Consider the following 23,676-nt stretch of genomic DNA (forward strand, 5'->3'; position numbering starts at 1 on the left):
ATGAATTTATGAGTAACAGTATTCGCGAACTTAATACACAACAAGCGTTTCAAATCCATTGCTTAGCTCAAATGGGTGTGGTGACTTGGTTGTCAGGTTCGCAAAGTATTATGGGAAGGGTGTATTTTGATGCACAACCTTGGCAAGCTCATGGTGAGATGAGTGTTAATTCCCCGTCTACATCAGCTGTACAGGCTAACATGTCTGATCTGAGTGCTGGTTTTGCCGAAGGTGTAGAATCGCCTGTTGTAAAATTGCCGCCGCAAGAAAAGCAGGAGTCGGTTTCTTATCTGCGTCAACAACTTAATGCCGCACCTGAAATCATAGTAGAAGATTTGCAGCCCATTGAAGAACGAGCGGTGGATATCGAACCTCAACCTGAGACTGGTGTTACTCAAGTGACTCAGTTAAATGTCTACGCTTTTGCATTGGCAGAAAAATTATTAATCATTTCAGATGTCCCCGTTTTATTTACACAACAAGGAGAGATTGAACATTTGGCTTTAAAAATGGCTCAAGCTTTGCTCAAGGATCCAACAGATCATTGGCAAAGTTACCATTTAAGTTGGCCAGGAGAATTGAAAAACCCTCATTTTATTATGCGAACGGATTGGCTTTTGGGGTTATTAGAGTCCTCTATTAAACGTTGGACTCAATCCTTTTCATCGGATGTTTGGTTGGTCGTGGCGGGCGCTAATATCGCGCAATTAATTGATGATTTACCAGCCGACAGTCCTTTAAAATCGTATCCGACCGCGCGGATCGTCAGTTTGTCAGAGTTACATCGAATCCCAGAATTGCGGAAGGAAGCTTGGCAGACGATGCAAACGAGCTTCTTTTCGTCCCGTTAATCCAATAATAAAATGTGGCGTTACCCTTATGAATTCAACCTACTTGATTCGTCCCACTGTTGAATCCGATGTATTAGGTTTAGAGCGTTTGGACACACAATCCAACCCTCATCCGTGGGGGAAAACATTGATTTCAGATGCTTTAGCTGTACGTTTAAATTGGGTGGTATGTGAGGTACAAAATCCGCAAACCATTGCTGCTTGGCTTACGGCTTCGCGTGCGGTTGATCAATCAGAACTAGAATTGATTTTGGTAGATCAGCGTGTGCGTCGTCAGGGCTTAGCCAAAGCCATGACATTAAATTGGTTGCAAGAATTGACAAACAAAGGGGTGAAAGAGTTCTTATTGGAAGTACGCGAATCCAATATGGAAGCGATTCGTTTGTATGAGAGCTTGGGTTTTGAACTGGTTGGACGCCGTCATAATTATTACAAGACGGTTGCAGGTAGAGAGGCTGCTTGTTTATACACTTTAAACAGAGCCAAATAATCTTGAGGAAAAAACATGGCGACAGTATTGGTTCCCGTTGCGAATGGTAGCGAAGACATTGAAACCATCACCATTATTGATGTATTGCGACGTGGTGGCGTAACGGTGACGGTAGCCAGTGTGCATGATGATGTGCAAGTGACCTTGTCCAATGGTTGTCGTTTGATTGCCGATTGCTTGATTAGTGAGCAATCTGAACACATGTTTGACGCTATCGCCCTACCAGGAGGTATGCCAGGAGCAGAGCATTTACGCGATTGCCGAATTTTGATTGATATGTTGGAAAAGCACGATATTCAGGATGCTTTGTTGGCTGCAATATGTGCTTCGCCTGCGGTTGTATTCGGTACACATGGTTTTGTAGTGGATAAACAAGCGACTTGTTATCCTGGGTTCGAGTTAGGTTTAACGGGAGCGGAATTGCTCGCTAATGAACCTGTGGTCATGGATGGTAATGTGTTAACGGCAAAAGGGCCAGCCGTTTCCATGGTATTTGCTCTTACCTTGTTAGCCAATTTGAAAGGTTATGAGGTAGCGCAAAAAGTCGCCGACGCTTTACTTTGCTAAGAAAATATTCTTGACCAAAAGGTTAATCAAAAAGCACGAAAATAGGCGATTTTTAGCCTTTTCCATTCCAATCTTAGGTGGACGATCTGAGTAGATAAGAGTAAAATTAGGCAGATTTTTTGAACGCGAGATTCATCTTGGCAGAAGAGATGAATAGACGGCAAAAACGCAATTACGAAAAAGCGAGATGGGCCGCCGGCTTATCTCGCTTTTTTGCAACCTGATAGGCTCTAAATGGGAGGTTCCTTTGGCAACATCAGCGATTCTAGCTCTGGAAGACGGCACAATATTCAAAGGCGTGTCGATCGGAGCGAATGGCTCCTCAACCGCGGAGGTGGTATTCAACACCTCAATGACAGGTTATCAAGAAATTCTTACAGATCCTTCCTACGCTCGACAAATGGTCACTCTGACATATCCACATATCGGTAATACAGGTGTCAACTCTGAAGATGAAGAATCCGATCAAGTGTGGTGCTCGGGCTTAATCATTCGAGACCTTCCTTTACTGGCCAGCAGTTGGCGTAAAGAAGAAACTTTATCCGCTTACCTAGAGCGTAAAGGTGTGGTCGGCATTGCCGATATTGATACGCGAAAACTTACCCGTATTCTCCGCGAAAAAGGTGCTCAAGCGGGTTGTATCATGGCCGGTGAAAATATCAATGAAGAAGAAGCCATTGCCGCGGCACGTGCGTTCCCTGGTCTAAAAGGCATGGATTTGGCCAAAGAAGTGACAGTGCAAGATTCTTATCAGTGGACTGAGTCTACTTGGGATCTGGTGAAAGGTCACACGACACCAGAAAACGCCGAATTTCATGTTGTTGCCTATGATTTCGGTGTGAAACGAAACATTCTACGTATGCTTGTTGAGCGTGGTTGCCGCTTAACCGTCGTGCCAGCCCAAACGCCAGCAAGTGATGTGTTGGCTTTGAACCCAGATGGCGTCTTCCTATCAAACGGCCCTGGTGACCCAGAGCCATGTGACTACGCGATTGCGGCGATTAAAGCAATTCTAGAAACCGAGATTCCAGTATTCGGTATTTGTCTTGGTCACCAGTTGTTGGCGTTGGCCAGCGGCGCTAAGACCAAGAAAATGAAGTTTGGTCACCACGGTGCCAACCACCCAGTTCAAGACATCAAACAAGGCACTGTGATGATCACCAGCCAAAACCACGGTTTTGCGGTAGACGAAGACAGCTTGCCAGCCAACTTGGAAATGACTCACAAGTCTCTGTTTGATGGCTCTTTGCAGGGAATTAGTCGAACCGATAAGCAAGCGTTCAGCTTCCAAGGTCACCCAGAAGCGAGCCCAGGGCCACATGACGTTGCGCCTTTGTTCGACCAATTTATTGACAACATCAAAGCCTCAAAAGCCTAAAAGGAGCGGAACGAAAGATTATGCCAAAACGTACTGACATAAAAAGCGTCTTAATTTTAGGTGCCGGCCCAATTGTAATCGGTCAAGCTTGTGAGTTTGACTACTCTGGCGCGCAAGCTTGTAAAGCCCTGCGAGAAGAAGGCTTCCGCGTTATTCTGGTAAACTCTAACCCAGCCACCATCATGACGGATCCTGTGATGGCCGATGCGACTTACATCGAGCCGATTGAATGGAAAACCCTTGAAAAAATCATTGAGAAAGAGCGTCCAGACGCAGTATTGCCAACCATGGGTGGGCAAACAGCGCTGAACTGTGCACTGGATTTAGAGCGTCATGGTGTACTGGAAAAGTACAAGGTTGAGATGATTGGTGCGACTGCAGATGCCATTGATAAGGCAGAAGATCGTCATCGTTTTGATGAAGCGATGAAGTCGATCGGCCTAGAATGTCCTCGTGCGGGTATCGCTCACAACATGGAAGAAGCCTTGAAGGTTCAAGCTGAAGTTGGCTTCCCTTGTATTATTCGTCCTTCTTTCACCATGGGGGGTACTGGTGGCGGTATCGCTTACAACATGGAAGAGTTTGAAGAAATTTGTACTCGTGGTTTGGATTTATCTCCTACCAATGAATTGCTAATCGATGAATCATTGATCGGTTGGAAAGAGTACGAAATGGAAGTGGTACGAGACAAAAATGATAACTGTATCATCGTTTGTGCCATTGAAAACTTTGATGCCATGGGGGTTCATACGGGTGACTCTATTACCGTTGCACCGGCGCAAACTCTCACAGACAAAGAATACCAAATCATGCGTAATGCCTCTTTGGCAGTATTGCGTGAAATCGGTGTCGAAACCGGTGGTTCTAACGTTCAGTTCGGTATGGACCCAAAAACCGGCCGTTTGGTGGTCATCGAGATGAACCCTCGTGTATCACGTTCTTCGGCTTTGGCATCGAAAGCGACCGGTTTCCCGATTGCGAAAATTGCCGCTAAATTGGCGATTGGTTACACCCTAGATGAGTTGCAGAACGACATCACTGGCGGTCAAACGCCAGCAAGTTTCGAGCCTGCAATTGACTACGTGGTAACGAAAATTCCTCGTTTTACTTTTGAGAAATTCCCAACCGCGAATGACCGTTTGACCACACAAATGAAATCTGTCGGTGAAGTCATGGCGATTGGCCGTAACTTCCAAGAGTCTATGCAAAAAGCCTTGCGTGGTTTGGAGACTGGTTCTGACGGTTTCAATCCTCAGTTGGATCTGGCGGAAGAAAACAGCAAAGAGAAACTGTCTCACGAACTGCAATCTCCTGGTGCCGATCGTATTTGGTACATAGGTGATGCTTTCCGTGCCGGTATGACGGTTGATGAGCTTTACGCGGTAACCGGTGTTGATCCTTGGTTCTTGGTGCAGATCGAAGACATCATCAAAGAAGAGATGGCGTTGGCAGATAAAGGTCTAGCGCACATGACTTATGATGTAATGCGTCGTCTAAAGCGTAAAGGTTTCTCCGATGCGCGCCTAGCATCTTTGTTACAAGTGACGGAAAAATCTCTTCGTGAACGTCGTTACTTATTGCAGGTTCACCCAGTTTACAAGCGTGTGGATACCTGTGCGGCAGAATTCGCGACCAATACCGCTTACATGTACTCTTCCTACGAAGACGAATGTGAAGCCGCACCGAGTGATAAAGACAAGGTTATTATCCTAGGCGGTGGTCCAAACCGTATCGGTCAAGGTATTGAGTTTGACTATTGCTGTGTGCACGCGGCATTAGGTTTGCGTGATGACGGTTACGAAACCATCATGGTGAACTGTAACCCAGAAACCGTATCTACTGACTACGATACGTCTGATCGTTTGTACTTTGAGCCAGTTACCTTGGAAGACGTATTAGAAATCGTACGTACCGAGCAGCCAAAAGGCGTGATTGTGCAATTCGGTGGTCAAACACCTCTAAAAATTGCTCGTGCGCTACAAAACGAAGGTGTGCCAATCATTGGTACGTCGCCAGAAGCCATTGACCGTGCGGAAGACCGTGAGCGTTTCCAAAGCATGATCCAGCGTCTTGGTTACAAGCAACCGAAAAACGCGACAGTACGTTCAACCGAACAAGCCATCGTTAAAGCGGCTGAAATCGGTTATCCGTTAGTGGTTCGCCCTTCTTATGTATTGGGGGGCCGTGCTATGGAAATCGTTTATAACGAGAAAGAATTGACGCGTTATATGACGACCGCCGTTAAAGTGTCTAATGACAGCCCAGTGTTGCTTGATCATTTCCTGAATGCCGCTATCGAGATCGACATCGACTGTGTGTCTGACGGTGAGCAAGTGGTGATTGGCGGTATCATGCAACACATTGAGCAAGCCGGAGTTCACTCTGGTGACTCGGCGTGTTCTTTGCCTCCTTACTCTTTGTCTGTCGACATTCAAGATCAAATCCGCAGCATGATTAAGAAGATGGCGCTGGAATTGGGCGTAGTGGGCTTGATGAACACTCAGTTGGCTGTGCAAGATGGTGAAATCTACGTTATTGAGGTGAATCCTCGAGCTTCACGTACTGTACCATTCGTATCTAAGTGTATTGGTCGTTCTTTGGCACAGGTAGCAGCCTTAGTGATGGCAGGTAAAACCCTTGCTGAGCTAGGGTTCACCGAAGAAATTATTCCTGCTTATTACAGTGTGAAAGAAGCGGTATTCCCATTCAACAAGTTCCAAGGTGTTGACCCAATTCTTGGGCCAGAAATGAAATCCACAGGTGAAGTCATGGGCGTTGGTGATAGCTTCCCTGAAGCCTTTGGTAAAGCCGTACTAGGTGGTGGTACAGTATTGCCAACATCTGGACGCGCTTTTATCAGTGTTCGTGATATGGACAAAGAAGGTGCGGTTGCTGTGGCTCGTCGCTTAGCAGAGCAAGGATTTGATTTAGTGGGTACGGAAGGTACGGCAAAATATCTTACTGAACAAGGTGTTGATGTACGTAAGGTGAATAAGGTGAATGAGGGTCGTCCGCATATCGTTGATATGATGAAAAATGGCGAGATCGATTACATTATTAACACCACTTCTGGTACTCAAGCGATCACAGATTCTTCTTTGATACGTCGTACAGCATTACAGCGCAAGGTTTGTTACACTACAACATTGGCTGGCGCTGAGGCGACAAGTTTGGCAATTGGTTTAACTGGTGAAACCAAAGTCAGAAGATTACAAGATTTGCACTTGGGGAAATAATGAATAAAGTTCCAATGACAGTTGAAGGGGAAGCTCGTTTAAGAGAAGAGTTGAACCATCTGAAAAGTGTAGTGCGTCCACGTGTGATAGCGGATATTGCAGAAGCTCGTGAGCACGGTGACTTGAAAGAAAACGCAGAATATCATGCTGCTCGTGAAGAGCAGGGCTTCACTGAAGGTCGCATTAAAGAGATTGAAGGTAAGCTGGCTGATTCTCAAGTAATTGATGTGAAGTCAATGACGGCTACTGGCAAGGTTGTATTTGGCACGACAGTGACTTTATATAATGTTGACACAGAAGGCACAGTGACTTATCAGATCGTAGGTGATGATGAAGCTGATGTGAAGGAAAAGAAAATCTCTTATGCTTCTCCGATCGCCAAGGCCATTATTGGTAAACTAGAAGGCGATGAAGTGTCGGTGAAAATTCCAAGTGGCGAAGCTGTCTACGAGATCGAAAAAGTCGAATACATTTAAGTTGTATTAAGGTATTGGATAATAAAACCACTCAGTGAATACTGGGTGGTTTTTTTTGTGCTTATATGGAAAAGGGGAGCCGTAAAATTAAAAGCGCTACTGTTGTAGAATCATAGCCTGTACTAAAAGTGTCTTTTATGCTTTTTAATTGGTGACACCTAACAAGTTCGTATTTGAAGAGATGTACTTCTTAAGATCATTTATTTTTAATGGTTTTGAGAAGTGATAGCCTTGGAAGATATCACAATGTAAATCGGCCAGAATTTGTCTCTGTTCGTCCGTTTCTACCCCTTCCACCACTGTGATGATATTCAATCTTCTTGCGATCGCAATGATGCCTTCTACCATGGCCAGAGTATTGCTGTTAGTGGTGATATCATCGACAAAACTCTTGTCTATTTTGAGTTCATCAATGGGTAATTGATTTAGTAAGCTCAATGACGAATAGCCAGTGCCGAAGTCGTCTAAAGAAATGCGGATCCCCTTCTTACGTATTTTGGTCATGAGTTGTTTAATGCCAATCACATCATCAATAAAGAGGTTCTCAGTGACTTCCAGAACAAGCTCGACATAGATAAAGGAGTGTTTTTCTATCAAATCTATCAACCTATCGAAGAACTCATTATGCTGGAATTGGCGAACTGAAATATTGATGGAGACACTCACAGATAAGCCTGTTTCTTTTTGAATCTCTATCATGTCAGTAAAGGTTTGGTCGATGATAAATTCGCCAATTGGCAACATGAGACCACAAGCTTCTGCAACAGGAATGAATTTATCTGGCGGCACATATCCTAGTAATTTGTTTTCCCAACGTACCAGAGCTTCTACGCCAAAAGAGTTGCCATCAATACTGATTTGCGGCTGATACATCATGTACATTTCATTCTGCAATAAGGCTTTTTTGAGTTCTTGTTCTAGTTGCGAGCGATAATGGTAAGCTTGTTTGAAATCTTCGCGGAAGAAGGTGATGGTATTGCGTGTTTTTTTCGCTTCATACATGGCTAGATCAGCAAAGCGTTTCAGCTCATCCAGATTGTGTCCATCTTCAGGAAAAGCAGCGACCCCAATGCTGGCACTTAATACAAAGCGAAAATCGCCAATCGTAGTCGGTAAAGCCAAATTATCTTGGATGGCTTTACAGAAGAAATGGATGTTTTTTTCATTTTTGCTAAACATAATGATGATGAATTCGTCGCCGCTATAGCGTACCAAAACATCCAATGGACTGACTAAGGATTGCAGTCTTTCTGCCACAAGGCAAAGTACCTTATCACCGATTTCATGACCATAACCATCGTTGATGGCTTTGAAATTGTCTAAATCAATGAAAATAAGATAATACAGTTTGTCTTTTTCCATTGAGATAAGCTGTTGATCCAAATAAAACCGATTGTTGAGTTTGGTTAGATAATCATGATTGGCTTGATGTTCTAAGGCATCTTTTATGCGTTTTTCATTGCTGGCAATGCCTCTGAATAACAAATAAATTAGCAGCAATGAACTGGCAAAAATGCCAATAAGCACTTGTAACTCTTTGAAGAAGAGACTCATTACGTAGTTGTCATCTAACTTAAGTTCGGCCCACAAATCGTATTCAGCTAAATAACGGCTTACAGCTTTGCTAGTTGGACCCGGTAGCACACTGGTGGTAATCACTTCCAGTTCATTCGTTTTAATGTCTTCAATGCTTAGACCTTTATTTTGCTCTAATGCCCGAAAGGCTTGATTAATGTTGGCTTGAGGGATTTGATAGTTGTAAATCTCAGGATCAAACTGATTATGAGGCAAGACTATTTGCAAGTAATTATCACTGCCGCGATAAAGATAGAGGTCGTCGTTGTTTTGATTGCTTTCGCCCTCGAAGAAAAATTTAAAACCTTTCGAAATATCGATTACGGTGGACAGTACGAATAAAACATTACCGTCAAGGTCGACAACAGATTTGCGTAAAGGGAAGGCGATGGTTTTCAGCACTTCGCTCTGGTAAGTACGCCCCATCACCATCTTGTTTGATGCTAGTGTTTGTTGGAAGCTTTCGCGATTTTCTGGTTGTGCGAGTAAATTAAAATTTGCAGGGAGTTTCACGCCGGAGGAAGCAACATACACATCGCCATGAGGTAAAAATAAACCAACTCCCAACATGGAATTATCCACCTCCACGACAGAGTCCATCACCTTTTGAATGGTGTCCTTGTCAGCTAATTCTCCATAGTAAATAACCTCTTTGGCCACCAGATCGAGCAAGACTTCGTACTGGCGTAAAATAGACTGCATGGAGTTGGCCGTTAACGACATTAACTTTTTTTGTTCGGATGTGTACTCTTCATAGACAGTTTGATAACTAACGAAACTGGCCGCAGTGAAAAAAATCAGCCAAATGACGGCAGTAAGATAGAAGGCCGCCCAGATATTTTTTTTGATTAAAGTCATTCAAGCCTCGCTCAGAATGATCAATTGAAACATGACACAAGTGATTGAATAGAAATGTGCTGCGACTATTTTCGAGCTCCTTTGCTGCCATTTTACGCAAGCATAAGGCTCGTTATGAGAGAGCTTCTATTTCAGTGTCAATATAAAAGTTTAGACTATGAACAACCACTTTATTTGGTTCGCTTGTTATGTGATTGTGTAAATTATTTGTTATGTGCTGTTAATAATGGAATCGGACGTTGGAAACAAAAACACCAGCCGAGGCTGGTGTTTTTAGAAAGGCTTGTGTCTGTGTTATGACTGAGCTTTCTTAAACGCGGTAATTAACGCTTGTGTGGAAGCGTCCAGCTCGCTGTTGTCACTGTCACTTACAAGGCGGTTGTAGATGTCTGTACCCAGAACTTTACCCAGTTCAACGCCCCATTGATCGAAGGAGTTAATCCCCCAAATGGTACCTTGTACAAAAGTACGGTGTTCATACAGAGCAATCAGAGCGCCAACGCTGGCTGGTGTCATCTTGTCCGTTAGTAAGGTGTTACTCGGTCGATTGCCTGGAATCACTTTGTGCGGTGCAATGGCGACGACTTGCTCTTCGTCCGCGCCTGCATCACGTAGTTCTTTTTGTGCTTGTTCTAGGTTCTTACCCACCATTAAAGCTTGTGATTGACTTAAGCAATTAGCGAACAGCTGAGCGTGATGATCCGCAACAGGGTTGTGCGTTGTTAGTGGCGCAATAAAGTCGACAGGGACAAAACGAGTGCCTTGGTGCAGCAGTTGATGGTAAGCGTGTTGACCATTCGTGCCGGCACCACCCCAAATGATCGGGCCAGTATCGGTTGTTACACCGTCGCCATTCACTAGGTTGGCTTTACCGTTACTTTCCATATCCAGTTGTTGGATGTGTGCTGGTAAAGCGCGTAAATAGTGATCGTAAGGAATCAAAGCATGGGTCTGTGCGTTGTGGAAGTTAATGTACCAAACGCCCAAGGTGCCCATGAGTACGGGTAGGTTTTCTTCTAATGGCGCAGTACGGAAGTGTTCATCCATTTGGTGTGCACCGTCTAAGAGTGCATAGAAGTTTTCCATACCAACGGCGATGGCAATCGGTAAGCCAATTGCTGACCATAAAGAGTAACGTCCACCAACCCAGTCCCACATTGGGAAGATGTTCGCTTCAGCAATACCGAAGGCAACGGCTTTCTTCACATTCGAGCTGACCGCCGCAAAATGCTTATGAATCAAGTTTTCTGGACCGCCATTGCGCAAGAACCAATCCCGAGCTGCGTTGGCATTGTAGAGGGTTTCTAAGGTGCCAAAAGACTTAGAAGAAATAACAAATACCGTGGTTTCAGGGTTTAGCTTTTTTAGTTTTTCGGTGATGTCAGAGCCGTCAATATTGGCAACAAAGTGAACCTTGATTTGCTGTTGAGTGTAAGGTGTGAGAGCTTCAGCAACCACTTTGGGGCCTAGATAAGAACCTCCAATACCAATGGAAACGACATCGGTGATGCGATGGTTGGAGTAGCCACGCCATTGTCCGCTTTGTAATTGCCAAACAAATTTTTCCATTTGTTTAAGGGTTGAACGAACTTCCGCTAACACGTTCACACCATCAACCATTAAGGTTTGTTGTGCTTGGCTAGCGCGTAATGCAACATGTAAAACCGAACGATCTTCCGTATTGTTGATGTGCGCGCCACTGAACATGTTTTCAATGGCTTGTTCCATGCCAGCTTCTTGTGCTAATTCTGTAAGTAGCGAAAGTGTTGTATCGTTGGCGCGGTTCTTTGCGTAATCTAATGTCCAGCCAGCAGCGGAGGCTTGGTATGTTTCTGCACGTTTAGGGTCAGCAGCAAACATAGATGTCATATCAACAGATGCCATTTGCTGTTGATGTTCTGCGAGTTTTTTCCAAGCAGAGAATTCAGTGGGTGAACGCATTACAATCTCCCTCGTATAGTGAAAGTGAATTAGGTGTTGGTGTCTTGAATGCTTAGATTCAAAACTTAGCCAAGCTCAACGCGCAAGTTATCAATTAAACGAGCGCTGCCTAGATGTGCCGCAGCCAAAATGACTAGGCTTTTCTCTTCCTCGGTTGGTGTTTGTAAATTATCTTGTGCGCGGATTTCAAAATAATCACGACGGAAGCCTGCCGCTTCAAGCTTCTGTTGAGCTTGTTCGCGGATTTCCTCGTGACTCGCGCGGTTTGCTATAAGCTGTTCTTTTGCCCATAGCAAGGTTTTGTACATTGTTGGTGCAATGTCTCGTTCTTGTTCTGTTAAATAGCCATTACGTGAACTCATTGCCAAACCATTGTCATTTCGTGCCGTGTCGACACCTATGATACGAACATTTGAGCTAAGGTCGCGTGTCATGTCTTCGATGACTTTCAATTGTTGAAAATCTTTATTACCAAAAATAGCGCAATCTGGCTGCACTATGTTGAATAATTTGGTGACCACAGTGGCTACGCCGACAAAGTGGCCTGGTCGAGAGGCCCCACATAAAATATCAGATAAACCCATGACTTCGATCTGGGTCTGGCTACGTTTACCATCTGGGTACATTTCCAGAGCGTCTGGGGCAAACAAGTAATGGCAGCCATTGGCTTCCAGTACTTTTTTGTCTTCCTCTAAGGTTTTTGGGTAACGCTCAAGATCTTCATTAGCAGAGAATTGCATTGGATTCACAAACACGGAAGAAACCACGATATCGCCTTCATGCGCTGCGCGACGAATGAGTGACATGTGGCCGTCGTGTAAATTCCCCATAGTGGGCACAAAAGCGATGCTTTTGTCTTGTAAGCGTAGGGTTTTCAGTGCTGCGCGTAATTCGACAATGGTATGAAACGTCTGCATTATGATTTAAATCCGTGCTCTGGTCCTGGGAAACTCGTGTCTTTTACTTCTTTGACATAAGCTTCAAAGGCTTGTGTGACATTGCGGCCGTCGGTTAAAAAGTTTTTCACAAAGCGTGGCGTGTGGCCAAGATTGATGCCTAGCATGTCGTGTAGCACCAGAACTTGTCCGTCAGTGTGATGACCGGCACCAATACCGATCGTTGGCACGGGGACGGACTCAGTCAGCATTTTACCCAGTTCAGTTGGAATGCATTCGTACAATAAAATATCCGCGCCTGCTTCCACTAGATGTAATGACTCTTCCAATAAAAGCTCTGCGGCATCATGGCTTTTACCTTGTACCTTGTAGCCGCCTAGCTTATGTACTGATTGGGGAGTTAATCCTAAATGCGCGCAAACAGGAATACCACGTTGGCTCAGTAGTTTAATGGTATCAGCAAGCCAACTTCCACCTTCTAGTTTTACCATATTGGCGCCAGCTTGCATGAGTTTGGCGGCATTGTCTAATGCTTGCTCTGGTGTGCTGTAACTCATAAAAGACATATCCGTTAAAATGAACGCATGGCTGTTGCCGCGTTTTACCGCTGCAGTGTGGTAGCACATGTCTTCAATGGTCACGGGTAAGGTGCTGTCTTGTCCTTGAATGACCATGCCTAATGAGTCGCCTACTAAAATGATTTCCACACCAGCCACATTCATAACATGGGTAAAGGACGCATCATAGGAGGTTAAGCAGGTAATTTTTTCTTTGTCTGCCTTCATTTGTTTCAAGGTAGAGAGGGTAACTGGCTTTGTCAGCTTTTTCTGAGAGTTGTCTGAGTACATATTTTATTCTTCTGTGATAATAACCAAATCGCTGGTATCAAGTTGGTGTAACTGCTCGGTAACGGTTGTGCCATTTGCCAAGAGCATATCAGGAGCAAGATCATGAAGCGGCTGGATAACAAAGCCGCGTTCAAGCATAAAAGGGTGTGGCACAGTTAGTCTTGGTAAATCAATTTGCTCGTTGCCATACAATAACAGATCTAGGTCTAAGGTGCGCGGTCCCCAATGGCGTTCGCGAACTCTTTGATGATCCTGTTCAATGCTCTGTAGAAGATCAAGCAAAGCCATGCTAGAAAGTGCAGTATCAAAGCGTGCAACAGCATTAACATAGTCTGGTTGATCTTGAGGCCCAACTGGTTTACTGCCATAAATATTCGACACACTTATATTGTGCAAACTGGGGTGTTTAGAAAGTGCCTTAATGGCACGACGAATTTGCTCAAGAGGTTTTTCTAGATTGCTGCCAAGGCCAATGTAGGCGGTTGTCATGCTATTACCTTACGCTTAATCTGGTTTGTTTTCGAGCTGTGGCCCATTGCTTTTGCGGCGGCGTCGAGGGCGGCGCTTTTTGGGCGCTTCTTTGTTGTTGGTGTGCTTATCAATTTGTTTAATTAGCTCACGTTGCTGGCTTTCGTTGCCAAATTGGAAGGCTTCCCACCACTCTCCTAATCCGTTCAGCTCAGTGCCGCTGTGTTCACGGATTAACAAAAAGTCGAAACCAGCGCGAAACCTTGGGTGCTCTAAAAGCTGGAAAGCGCGTTTACCATAGCGTTTAGGCAAACGTAATTGCATGTCCCAAATTTCTCTCATCGGCGTAGAGAAACGACGCGGAATAGCGGTTGAAGCTACTTGATTGTCCAGTACCATATTAGCGGCTTGGTGAAGTGCTGGTGTTACCGGCATGCCTTGAGCCATAAATTCTTCATGACGCAAAGCCACGCTCGGCCACAATAAAATGGCATAAAGAAAATAAGGTGCTGTACTTTTGCCGCCTTGGATGCGCTCATCGGTGTTTTTTAGACCACGTAAAATAAAGGCTTCAGGATCAATGTCCTGACGTTTCCAGCCGCTTTGCAAAAGTGCATCCGTATCAGGGAATAGGTAGCGGAATAAACCATATTCGCGCAATAGCTCGAAGGTCTTGATGCCGTTGCCACTGCCTAATAGTTTGAGTACCTCTTCAAATAGACGAGCTGGTGGAATGTGATCCAGTAGATGGGCCATTTCCTTGATAGGAGCCGCTGTGTTGGCTTCAATATCAAAGCCCAGTTTGCCGGCAAAACGAATGGCTCTGAGCATTCGCACAGGGTCTTCCTGATAGCGCTGACGAGGGTCACCGATAATGCGAATTTGTTTGTTCTTAATGTCTGCTAGGCCGCCGCAATAATCGTGAATACTGAAGTCTTCTACATTGTAATAGAGCGCATTAAAGGTGAAATCACGTCGCTCGGCGTCTTCTTCAATGTTACCGTAAACATTGTCTCGTAGAATGATGCCGTGACTGGAGCGAGCAGAGTCTTTGCCTTTTAGGGATTTTTGCTCTATTTCTGGTGCTTTTTCTTGTGACGTATTAGCACGGAAGGTGGATACTTCAATGATTTCTCGGCCAAAAGTGACGTGTACCAAGCGGAAACGGCGACCAATTAGGCGTGAGTTAGAAAATAGCGCGTGTACTTCTTCAGGGGTGGCCTTGGTTACCACGTCAAAGTCTTTTGGTTCAATGCCAATTAAATGATCCCGAATGCAGCCGCCAACTAGGTAGGCTTCATAGCCGGCTTTGTTAAGACGGTACAATACCTTTACTGCATTTGCGCTTAAGTCTTGTCGAGAGAGATTATGTTTATCGCGAGGTATGATAATTGGATAAGTCTGCTCTTGTGATGGGAGAAGTGCAGAAGTAGCTTTACGTACCAGAGATTTAAGTCCTGTGAGCATTAGATGACAATTTTTAAAGTTAACGATTGTGGCATTTTACACGCGATGGTGAAAAGTTACACGATTTATCATGCTGATTAGAGGATTTTGTTGGAGTTTTGAGAAAAGGAAAGGCAATTAGAAATAAAATAATCGCTTTGGATACATGAAGATACTAGTTCCGAAAACAATGTCCGCGCTGCTTTTGCAGTTCTACTTGGTCTTATTTTTATTTTTGCAATGTTTTCATCGCCCTAAGGCTTATATATCAAAAAAAATCAATTATCCAAAGCGATTTTCCATCCATGGCCTCAGATTTTATTTTTATTTTAAGAGGCCACGGTGTTCTTAGTTGTTATTTTTATTGTTAAGAACATTACATACGACGATTAACTTATTTTTATTTTTGGTCAATCTTATTATCGTTGTGCCATATATAAGGCATTAGTTATGCCAGAAATGCTAAGGTGCTGATTTTAATGGTTTTTGGTAAATTTCTGTACACTTTTTTTACAATTTTAATCTGTTTTATTGAGTATTTAGGTAACACTTGTTACTTTTCGGTTGTTACTTTTTTGGGGATTGCCAGTTTTTGTCTTCTTTCCCATAAGCTTTTTCGTGAGATGCCCAAAGAGTGTGCAAGCTGTGTTTCTGTCATTTTGTGCTGGTGCGTTAAAACAAAGTGTTTGAAGTAATCGTCTAATGTGGTGCCTTGTGGTAAGGACGCGGAGGTTTCCTCCTTTGTATTCTTGTTGTCAGCGTCAGTTGAGCTTTGTTGGCTTGCCAGTTTCAAATTAGCGGCTTCTACTCTGTCTAGTGGGCTTAAAATAACGGCTCGTTCAATGGCGTTTTCCAGCTCTCTAACATTGCCAGGCCAATTGTGCGCGCGAATGGCTTTATCAAAACTGCGACTATAAGGTAATGCTGGGCGATTGTGCTTTTGGCAAGTTTTTTCCAATAAGGCTTCGGCTAGAATTGAAATGTCATTGTCTCTTTCTCGTAAAGGTGGCAAGAGTAATTCCATCACATAAAGTCGGTAATATAGGTCTTCACGAAATTGTCCGTTTTTGACCATTTCAAAGAGGTTTCTGTGGGTTGCTGTAATGAGGCGAATGTCCACTTTAGTGGATTGTGTTGCCCCTACTCTGCGTATCTCGCCTTCTTGTAATACTCTAAGCAGTCGAGCTTGGGCTTCAAGGGGTAATTCGCCAATTTCGTCGAGGAATAAGGTGCCCTTGTCAGCTGCAAAAATGAGACCGTCGTGAGCTGCTGTGGCACCAGTAAATGCGCCTTTCTCATGGCCAAAAAGTTCTGATTCTATTAGGTTTTCTGGAATGGCGGCGCAGTTCACGCTGATGATAGCATGCTTGTGTCTTTGGCTAAGGTTATGCAGAGCTTTGGCAACCAATTCTTTGCCTGTCCCAGACTCGCCCCTTATCAGTACTGTGACATCCGTGCCAGCCACTTTGCGCATGTCCCTAAAGAGTTCCTGCATAGGCGGACACTGGCCAATAATGCCGCTTCCTAGCGTACCTAGGGGAAGGGTTTCCTCTCTGTCTGGTTGGGCAAATAAACGAGGTCCTAGAGGCGTATTGTCGAAGAGCTTGTGCGTGCTTTGTTGTTGATCGTTTTGCTCTAAGGTGTTTACCACATGCTTGAGTAAAGTTTCTGTATCTGTTGGTAAGGGTAAATAATAAACCGCACCTTCAGCCATACAGTTTACACCTGTGCTAAGGCTGGGTTTAGCGTCAAGTACAATGTGTTTTGGGGTGTTGGGGACCTCCTTGGCAGGGTCGCTAAGTTGTTCAATAGTCACCTGATCGACCAACATCAAATCAAAAGCAGAAAGATCATAATATTTATTGGCTTGTTCAAAAGATTGGCTGGTGTTGATTTGAAAGCCGTATTTTGAAAGCCACCTTTCTGATTCTTTGAGCAATGAATTATCAGGGCAAATGATCATGATGCTGTGCATTGAGTGTCACCTCTTGTAACCAGTGTAACGATTATACACATGCAGTTAGATTTGGGGGAATAGCTTAGTCAAATCTGTGTGCTGTAGGGTGAAGAGCCGAACTTATTCGATTAGGTGTCTATGTTGTTCCGCAAGGGTGATCTTACTCTGACCGAACAAGGCATGTTTGTCCCACATCAATATGGCTTTGTTGAGTGCTTCATCAATGTTGCTCGCTTGAATGTGCATGCCAAGGTAACTCAAGGCAATGAGCAAGGTGTCAAGATCGCCATTCTGAATGGCTTTAGCATGATTTTGTTTGCTTATCTTGTCACCAGCTTGATTTACCACTAAAGGAATGTGACTGATCTGAGGGGCTTCCCAGCCTAGTAAGGCGTACAGATGCAGTTGTTGTGCTGTGGTGTCTATTAAGTCTGCGCCTCTGACAAGATGGCTGATCTCTTGTCTATGATCATCCACCACTACAGCCAGTTGATAGGAGAAGTAACCGTCTTTGCGCTTCAGTACGGGACAATTGTTATTTAGATCATGATGAAATATCAACTCACCCTGAATGCCATCATGATAGCGATAAATGACATCGCTGCTTTTTAGACGCCAAGAATGAGGGTTAAGCTCGTTGCTTTGGCAAATGTGTGGGTGTCGACCTTGATGAGCTTGTAATGAGTGGCGAGTGCAGTTACAAGGAAAAATCTGCTCTTGTTGTTTTAATAGATTGAGATGATCTTGATACTCTTGAGTAAAGTCACTTTGTTTTATGGGGTTCTCATCAGAGAAGAGTTGGTAGCTGTTCAGTGTGGTGAGTATCTGCTCTACGTATTGACTTTTACATCGTGTGCCGTCGACATCTTCAATGCGAATCAGCCATGAACCAGAGTGTTGCTTGGCATCAAGATAGCTCGCTAATGCGCTGACTAGCGAGCCAAAATGAAGTGGGCCAGTTGGTGAGGGTGCAAAGCGACCAATGTAGCGCGAAGCCACGAATTAACCGCCGATTTGCTTCTCTTTGATTTCAGCAAGCGTTTTGCAATCAATACACATGGTTGCCGTTGGGCGAGCTTCTAAACGGCGAATGCCGATTTCAATGCCACATTCTTCACAGTAACCATAATCGTCATTGTCGATGGCTTCGATGGTCTGAGAGATTTTTTTCACCAGTTTGCGTTCGCGATCACGAGCACGTAGTTCCAAGCTGAACTCTTCTTCTTGGCTGGCTCGGTCATTAGGGTCGGCATAGTTAACCGCCTCTTCTTTAAGGTGGTGAACTGTGCGATCAACCTCTTCCATTAGGTTTTGCTTCCAGTTGAGTAAGATGCTTTTAAAATGCGCCAACTGGTTCTCGTTCATGTATTCTTCGCCTTCCTTAGCAACATAAGGAGTGAAGTCTTTCATTAATGAATCTGGCTTCATATCTGGCATACGCATTGCCTCACTTCGCAGGTATCCGTTGTGGTAACCTGTAACCAATAAAAATTAGGTGGTTTATTTTTCGGCCGAGAACTTACCAGATAATTTGGCTGTTCACCACTTTTTTTGCGCAAAATGTGACGAAAACTTTAAATTAGGTAGAGATCCTCGGATGAAAAAGCGCACCCTAGCCGCTCGCGTTGAACAGATTTCCCCTTTCCAAGTCATGGCGGTACTGGAAAGAGCCAAAGCGCTAGAGGCACAAGGCCACCCCGTTATTCACCTAGAAATCGGAGAGCCTGATTTCTCAGCAGTAAACCAAGTGGAAGCGGCAGGTGTGCAAGCCATTTTGCAGCACCAAACAGGTTACACCGCCGCAACCGGTTTACCTGAATTAAAACAGGCAATTAGCGATTATTACGCTTCTCGCTACCATGTCAAGGTTGCGCCGCAGCGAATTGTTGTTACTCCCGGTGCGTCAGGGGCTTTGTTGCTAATGTCATCTTTGATGATAAATGCTGGCGATGAAGTCTTGATGCCAGACCCTTGTTATCCTTGTAATCGTCATTTTGTCATGCAGGTGGGAGGTCGACCAAATAGGTTGTCGACTGCGCCAAAGCATGCTTTTTCCCTTACTGAGCAACAGGTTAAAGACGCTTGGCAAGAGCATACCGCAGGCGTTTGGCTGGCATCCCCTGCCAATCCTACTGGAGCGGTATTGAGTAAAGAATACTTAGCCTCTATGTGGCGAACGGTGGCTTCTCTTGGTGGTCATCTTCTGGTGGACGAAATATATCAAGGGTTAGTGTACGAAGGTGATGATTTCACCGCATTGTCCCTGTCTGATGATGTGTTTGTGATCAACAGTTTTTCTAAGTATTTTGCTATGACGGGGTGGCGACTTGGCTGGTTAGTCGTACCTGAGTGGGCTGTGGACGGTGCTACTAAGTTAGCGCAAAACCTTTTTATATCCGCGCCAAGCGTTTCGCAATATGCAGCAATACGAGCCTTTCAGCCTGATGTGTTGGCGGAGTGTGAACAGCGGCGACAGATTTTTAGTCAGCGGCGTAAGGTATTGTTAGACGGTCTAAAGTCCTTGGGTTTGCCTGTCATTGCGCCTGCCCAAGGGGCTTTTTATGTCTATGTGGATGTGTCTGCGATTACCGATAATGCGATGGACTGGTGTCTTGATTTGCTTGAGCAAGAATATGTGGCATTAACTCCAGGTGCGGATTTTGGCGAAGAAAAGGCCCATCATTACGTGCGTTTTGCTTATGCCAATGATGAAGATAAAATTCGACAAGCTTTGTCTCGGATTGGTCGTTTTATGGGGGCAAGCTAGGTTTGCTTAAGGGTCTAAAAAAGAAGACGCTTAACCGCGTCTTCTCATCAAAATGATTCCCGCTAGTAGGCAAATGGCAATTGGGATGCTGACGCCAATAGCGGGAGGGAAGTCCACAGCAACACTCATGCGACCAAATAAATTAAGCGCATTTTGAAAGGCTAAACCAATCAATACGCCAGAGAAAATTCTGCCACCCATGGTGGAAGATCTTAATGGACCAAATACACTAGAAAGGGCAACCAATACCAAGGCCATGGCGGCGATGGGTCTTAGTGCAATGATCCAAAATTCCAATTCATATTGAGAAGCGTCTAAATTTTGGCGATGAAGATAGATCTGATAACTCAGAGACTGGCTAAGAGATAAAGTCTCAGGATCTTGAGAGGCCAGATACAAGTGTTCAGGTTTGATGTTGATGTTCCAATCTTGAGAAGCAAAATGATTAACCTGAATACTATCTTCTAAAAAACGTGTCTCGGAGACTTGGTTTAATTGCCATAATGAGTCAGAAACATGTTCCGCGGTTGTGGCTTTTTTAACACTGATGAGCTTCTGATCTTGAGGGGTGAAAATTTCCACACCATATAGTTTGCCATTGTTGTCAGCCGCGTCTATGTATATAAAACGATTGTCAGCTTTTAGCCAAACGCCACCAGTAAGTGAAAATTCACCACTCTTTTGGTCTTGAAACTTTTCGATTAAATTGGCTTTTTGTTCAGTAATAGGGGAAACAAATTCCGATACGCCAAGTCCTATCAAAGACACTAATAGGATGGGTTGGCAAGCGGCAAAGCCAATGCGCCAAATAGGCATGCCGGCAGCGCGCATTACGGTTAATTCAGAAGTGGCAGCCAAAGTGCCAAGTCCCATTAAGGTGCCAATTAAAGATGCAATGGGCACATATTCAGCGAATTTTCCGGGTAAGCGATACAGAATAACTTGCAGCAAAGAGGCTACGGTATAGTTGTCATTCACCTTCTTTATTTGTTCGATAAAAGTGAGAGCAAAGTCCAGTCCCAGTAAGACCAGTGCAACAATCAAAAATGCCCATAACACACTGCTGGCAATGTATTGATCTATTTTTTTCATAATGCTTCGTCAGTCTCTAGAGTGTTTGGTAATTTTGCTTTGCGGCGTTGAAAGACTTGATTGTACTGGGCAAATAAAAAGGCAGCCAAGAGCATAAATAGGCCATGAATCCACCACAAGCCTAATTGCATTGGTAATTTGCCTTTTTCCAATCCGGTTCTGCCCCAAATAAGTAAGGCAAGATAAAGAATCATAATGAGAATAGCGGGCAGCATTTTAAAGAAGCGTCCTTGGCGTGGGTTAACCTGACTCAAAGACAAGCCAATAATGGCCAGAATTGGAATGATAATGACCAAAGAAATGCGCCATTGCAGCTCAATTTTATCAATCTTGCGATCACTCTTGATAAGCGCTAGTGTGCTTTGTGTATAGGGCTCATCAATCGTTGGCCTGGCTTGATTCTCCATGCGCACAGCATAGGTATCAAATTGCGTAATGCGATACTCTGCTGTGCCAGGTTGGCCTTCATAGCGAGTGCCGTTTTTGAATACCAGATAGTTTTGGTCGCCTTTTGAACTGATGCGTAACTGTTCAGCGTTAGCCGCGAAAGTTTGAACTGGAATGCTTTTACCTTTTTGACGAAGGACGTCAGAAATGAAGATCTGATTCATCCAGCCTTCATCTGGAGTAAAGCTGTCAATGTAAGTGGTTCGCTGGCCGCTGCCTTCGAAGCGACCTGGAATAAGGAAATCAAAAGTGGAGAGCTGATTTTGCTGTTCAGATGCCTCGGCAGCCTTGTATTCACTGGCGGGTGCAAGCCATAAGTTTATGGTTCCGCTAAATAGGCTAATCAAAAACGCGATGCCTAAGGTATAACCAGCGAGCTTGACTTTGCTGATGCCGCTGGAGAAAAGTATCGACATTTCGTTTTCAATGTACAATCGACCAAAGGCAAGCAACAATGACAAAAAGAAAGCCAAAGGCATGATCATTTGGACGAAGCTGGGGATGTGGTAACCCAAAATAATAAAGAGAAATTCGAAGGTCATCTTGCCTTCTGCAACACGGCCTAAATAGCTAGTAAAGCGACCACTTAAAATTACCAATAATAGAATTAGCGTTACGCCAGCAGTTGACACCAGCACTTCTTTCGCTAAGTATCTGAATAGTCTCAAAGTCACCTCTGATGAATAATGCTTTTAAGCCAAGAGTTGATTACACATCTAAAGCCCCCATTATCTCGTGGTAAGAAGGACATTATCCAGTATTTTTTTAAAGTTATTTTGTTGAGGGTTCTTTCATGAATATGGCGTTATTTGATCGCCTGCCTAACGTAGAGGCAGATCTTTTGGTCGTTTTTGTACCAAGTGAAGGCGATTTGCCTGAGTCGACTGCTTGGGTAGATGAAAATGCAGCTGGGCAGATTTCTCAGTTACGCGAAAGCGGTGTTTTTAAAGCTTCATTAGCACAAACTTTGTTATTGCCAGCTCTAAGTCAGGACTTTGCTCAAGCCGTATTATTGGTCGGTGTGGGTAAGGGGGAAGATTTAAGTGATATGCAATCACGCAAAGTAGTGGCGGCTATTGCAGGACAAATTAAAGGTTTGCCTTTTGCTAAGGTAGCGGTGGCAAGCCAGGCGCTGAAAATGAAAGCGCATTCTGAGTCAGAAGTGATCGCTTTGGTGGCGCAATGGTTGAACGAAGGTTTCTATAACTTTATTGGATTCAAACAAGATGACGCCGAGAAAGCGACTAAGGTTGATACTCTCTTATTGCAAGGCAGTGATGAATCTGCCCTTGCCATAGGTACGGCTACTGCTAGCGGTTCGGCTTTTGCTCGTCAGTTAGGAAATTTACCTGGCAACGTTTGTACACCAAGCTATCTTGCTTCAAAGGCACAGCAATTGGCGGAAGATTTCTCAATTGATGTTGAGTTGCTGGATGAAACCAAGATGGACGAGTTGGGCATGCATTGTTTGTTGTCCGTTGGGCGTGGCAGTGATCAGGCTAGCTATCTCATCGTCATGCATTATCGTGGTGGCGAAGAGGGCGACGCTCCTCATGTGTTATTAGGTAAAGGTATTACCTTTGATACAGGTGGTATTTCTTTGAAACCTGGTCCAAAAATGGATGAGATGAAATACGATATGTGTGGCGCAGCTAGCGTGTTTGGCACCATGAAGGCTATTTGTGAGTTGCAGCCTAAGCTTAACTTTACGGCGGTTGTTGCGGCCGCTGAAAACATGCCAAGTGGTCATGCTACTAAGCCGGGCGACATAGTGAAAACCATGTCTGGTAAGACGGTTGAGATCCTCAACACGGATGCGGAAGGTCGTTTGGTGTTGTGTGACGCCTTGACTTACATTGAACGCTTTGAGCCTAAATCGGTAGTTGATATTGCGACCTTGACAGGGGCTTGCATAGTGGCGCTTGGTAGTGTCAATTCTGGCATGTATGCCAACAATGATGCGCTTGCTGAAGAGTTGAAAGGGGCGAGTAAAGTGGCCGCCGATAAATTATGGCAAATGCCGCTTGATGAAGAATATCAGCAGCAGCTAGACAGTAACTTTGCTGACATTGCCAATATTGGTGGTCCGGAAGCGGGCTCAGTAACAGCAGCGTGTTTCTTGTCTCGTTTTACTGAGTCTTACCCATGGGCGCATCTGGATATTGCGGGTACGGCATGGACTGGCGGCGCTAATAAAGGGGCAAGTGGTCGTCCTGTGGGTTTGTTAACGCGTTATCTGCTTAGCAAAGCCTAAACTTTGGTAATGATAAAAAAGCGACGATTTTTATCGTTTCAGACTGCTGATAAAGTCCTCGCCTTCGTGCGGGGACTTTTTATAATAGTCTCATGCTTAAAGAACGCCCCCAAACCCAATCCACTTTAG

19 protein-coding genes are annotated in these 23,676 nt (G+C 44.5%); 8 read left to right on the forward strand and 11 right to left on the reverse strand.

Annotated elements, in window-relative coordinates; genetic code table 11:
* Window positions 1-8: 8 nt before the first annotated feature.
* From ACXAH2_RS11635 to greA, 6 genes are all read left to right on the forward strand, one after another.
* The gene (locus tag ACXAH2_RS11635) at window positions 9-851 is read left to right on the forward strand and encodes a hypothetical protein (protein ID WP_475078659.1); all 843 of its coding nucleotides are present in this window, start codon (window positions 9-11) and stop codon (window positions 849-851) included.
* Window positions 852-879: 28 nt separating this feature from the next.
* Window positions 880-1,341: a GNAT family N-acetyltransferase gene (locus tag ACXAH2_RS11640; protein ID WP_475078661.1), complete on the forward strand. Its 462-nt coding sequence runs from the start codon at window positions 880-882 to the stop codon at window positions 1,339-1,341.
* A gap of 15 nt (window positions 1,342-1,356) precedes the next feature.
* The gene (locus ACXAH2_RS11645) at window positions 1,357-1,908 is read left to right on the forward strand and encodes a DJ-1 family glyoxalase III (protein WP_475078663.1); all 552 of its coding nucleotides are present in this window, start codon (window positions 1,357-1,359) and stop codon (window positions 1,906-1,908) included.
* A gap of 247 nt (window positions 1,909-2,155) precedes the next feature.
* Window positions 2,156-3,286, forward strand: a complete 1,131-nt coding sequence (gene carA, locus ACXAH2_RS11650; protein ID WP_475078665.1) for a glutamine-hydrolyzing carbamoyl-phosphate synthase small subunit — start codon at window positions 2,156-2,158, stop codon at window positions 3,284-3,286.
* A 20-nt stretch (window positions 3,287-3,306) separates the two neighbouring features.
* Window positions 3,307-6,522 (forward strand): carbamoyl-phosphate synthase large subunit, encoded by a 3,216-nt coding sequence (gene carB, locus ACXAH2_RS11655; protein ID WP_475078666.1) that lies wholly within the window; start codon window positions 3,307-3,309, stop codon window positions 6,520-6,522.
* Complete coding sequence (greA, locus tag ACXAH2_RS11660) at window positions 6,522-6,998, forward strand: transcription elongation factor GreA (RefSeq protein ID WP_475078667.1); 477 nt, start codon at window positions 6,522-6,524, stop codon at window positions 6,996-6,998. Before carB ends, greA begins: the two co-directional genes overlap by 1 nt.
* Before the next feature lie 144 nt (window positions 6,999-7,142).
* On the opposite strand, the gene ACXAH2_RS11665 is transcribed toward greA, so the two are convergent.
* The 9 genes from ACXAH2_RS11665 to dksA all read right to left on the reverse strand — a co-directional run bounded on the left by ACXAH2_RS11665 (window position 7,143) and on the right by dksA (window position 18,424).
* Window positions 7,143-9,431, reverse strand: a complete 2,289-nt coding sequence (locus tag ACXAH2_RS11665) for a bifunctional diguanylate cyclase/phosphodiesterase (RefSeq protein ID WP_475078668.1) — start codon at window positions 9,429-9,431, stop codon at window positions 7,143-7,145.
* 294 nt (window positions 9,432-9,725) lie between these two features.
* Window positions 9,726-11,372, reverse strand: coding sequence for a glucose-6-phosphate isomerase (pgi, locus tag ACXAH2_RS11670; protein ID WP_475078670.1), 1,647 nt, complete (start codon window positions 11,370-11,372; stop codon window positions 9,726-9,728).
* A gap of 65 nt (window positions 11,373-11,437) precedes the next feature.
* On the reverse strand, window positions 11,438-12,289 hold the full coding sequence (panC, locus tag ACXAH2_RS11675) for a pantoate--beta-alanine ligase (protein WP_475078671.1): 852 nt from the start codon (window positions 12,287-12,289) through the stop codon (window positions 11,438-11,440).
* Entirely contained in the window at window positions 12,289-13,116 is an 828-nt protein-coding gene (gene panB, locus ACXAH2_RS11680) for a 3-methyl-2-oxobutanoate hydroxymethyltransferase (protein ID WP_475078673.1), read from the reverse strand. Before panB ends, panC begins: the two co-directional genes overlap by 1 nt.
* Before the next feature lie 3 nt (window positions 13,117-13,119).
* Window positions 13,120-13,605, reverse strand: a complete 486-nt coding sequence (gene folK, locus ACXAH2_RS11685) for a 2-amino-4-hydroxy-6-hydroxymethyldihydropteridine diphosphokinase (protein ID WP_475078675.1) — start codon at window positions 13,603-13,605, stop codon at window positions 13,120-13,122.
* A gap of 15 nt (window positions 13,606-13,620) precedes the next feature.
* Window positions 13,621-15,051, reverse strand: coding sequence for a polynucleotide adenylyltransferase PcnB (pcnB, locus tag ACXAH2_RS11690; RefSeq protein WP_475078677.1), 1,431 nt, complete (start codon window positions 15,049-15,051; stop codon window positions 13,621-13,623).
* Window positions 15,052-15,583: 532 nt separating this feature from the next.
* Entirely contained in the window at window positions 15,584-17,005 is a 1,422-nt protein-coding gene (locus ACXAH2_RS11695) for a sigma-54-dependent transcriptional regulator (RefSeq protein ID WP_475078679.1), read from the reverse strand.
* A 102-nt stretch (window positions 17,006-17,107) separates the two neighbouring features.
* Complete coding sequence (gene gluQRS, locus ACXAH2_RS11700; RefSeq protein ID WP_475078681.1) at window positions 17,108-17,986, reverse strand: tRNA glutamyl-Q(34) synthetase GluQRS; 879 nt, start codon at window positions 17,984-17,986, stop codon at window positions 17,108-17,110.
* A gap of 3 nt (window positions 17,987-17,989) precedes the next feature.
* Window positions 17,990-18,424, reverse strand: coding sequence for an RNA polymerase-binding protein DksA (gene dksA / locus ACXAH2_RS11705; RefSeq protein ID WP_475078683.1), 435 nt, complete (start codon window positions 18,422-18,424; stop codon window positions 17,990-17,992).
* Between the two features lie 160 nt (window positions 18,425-18,584).
* On the opposite strand from dksA, the gene ACXAH2_RS11710 reads away from it, so the two are divergent.
* Entirely contained in the window at window positions 18,585-19,754 is a 1,170-nt protein-coding gene (locus tag ACXAH2_RS11710) for an aminotransferase class I/II-fold pyridoxal phosphate-dependent enzyme (protein ID WP_475078684.1), read from the forward strand.
* A gap of 30 nt (window positions 19,755-19,784) precedes the next feature.
* Here the strand turns inward: ACXAH2_RS11710 and lptG are convergent, their stop codons facing one another.
* The gene (lptG, locus tag ACXAH2_RS11715; protein WP_475078686.1) at window positions 19,785-20,846 is read right to left on the reverse strand and encodes an LPS export ABC transporter permease LptG; all 1,062 of its coding nucleotides are present in this window, start codon (window positions 20,844-20,846) and stop codon (window positions 19,785-19,787) included.
* The gene (gene lptF, locus ACXAH2_RS11720) at window positions 20,843-21,967 is read right to left on the reverse strand and encodes an LPS export ABC transporter permease LptF (protein ID WP_475078687.1); all 1,125 of its coding nucleotides are present in this window, start codon (window positions 21,965-21,967) and stop codon (window positions 20,843-20,845) included. The genes lptG and lptF overlap by 4 nt, the downstream gene beginning before the upstream one ends.
* 119 nt (window positions 21,968-22,086) lie before the next feature.
* Between lptF and ACXAH2_RS11725 the strand changes: the two genes are divergently transcribed.
* On the forward strand, window positions 22,087-23,547 hold the full coding sequence (locus ACXAH2_RS11725) for a leucyl aminopeptidase (RefSeq protein ID WP_475078689.1): 1,461 nt from the start codon (window positions 22,087-22,089) through the stop codon (window positions 23,545-23,547).
* The last annotated feature ends 129 nt before the right edge of the window (window positions 23,548-23,676 follow it).

The organism is Marinomonas sp. ABL3_031 (assembly GCF_056161265.1).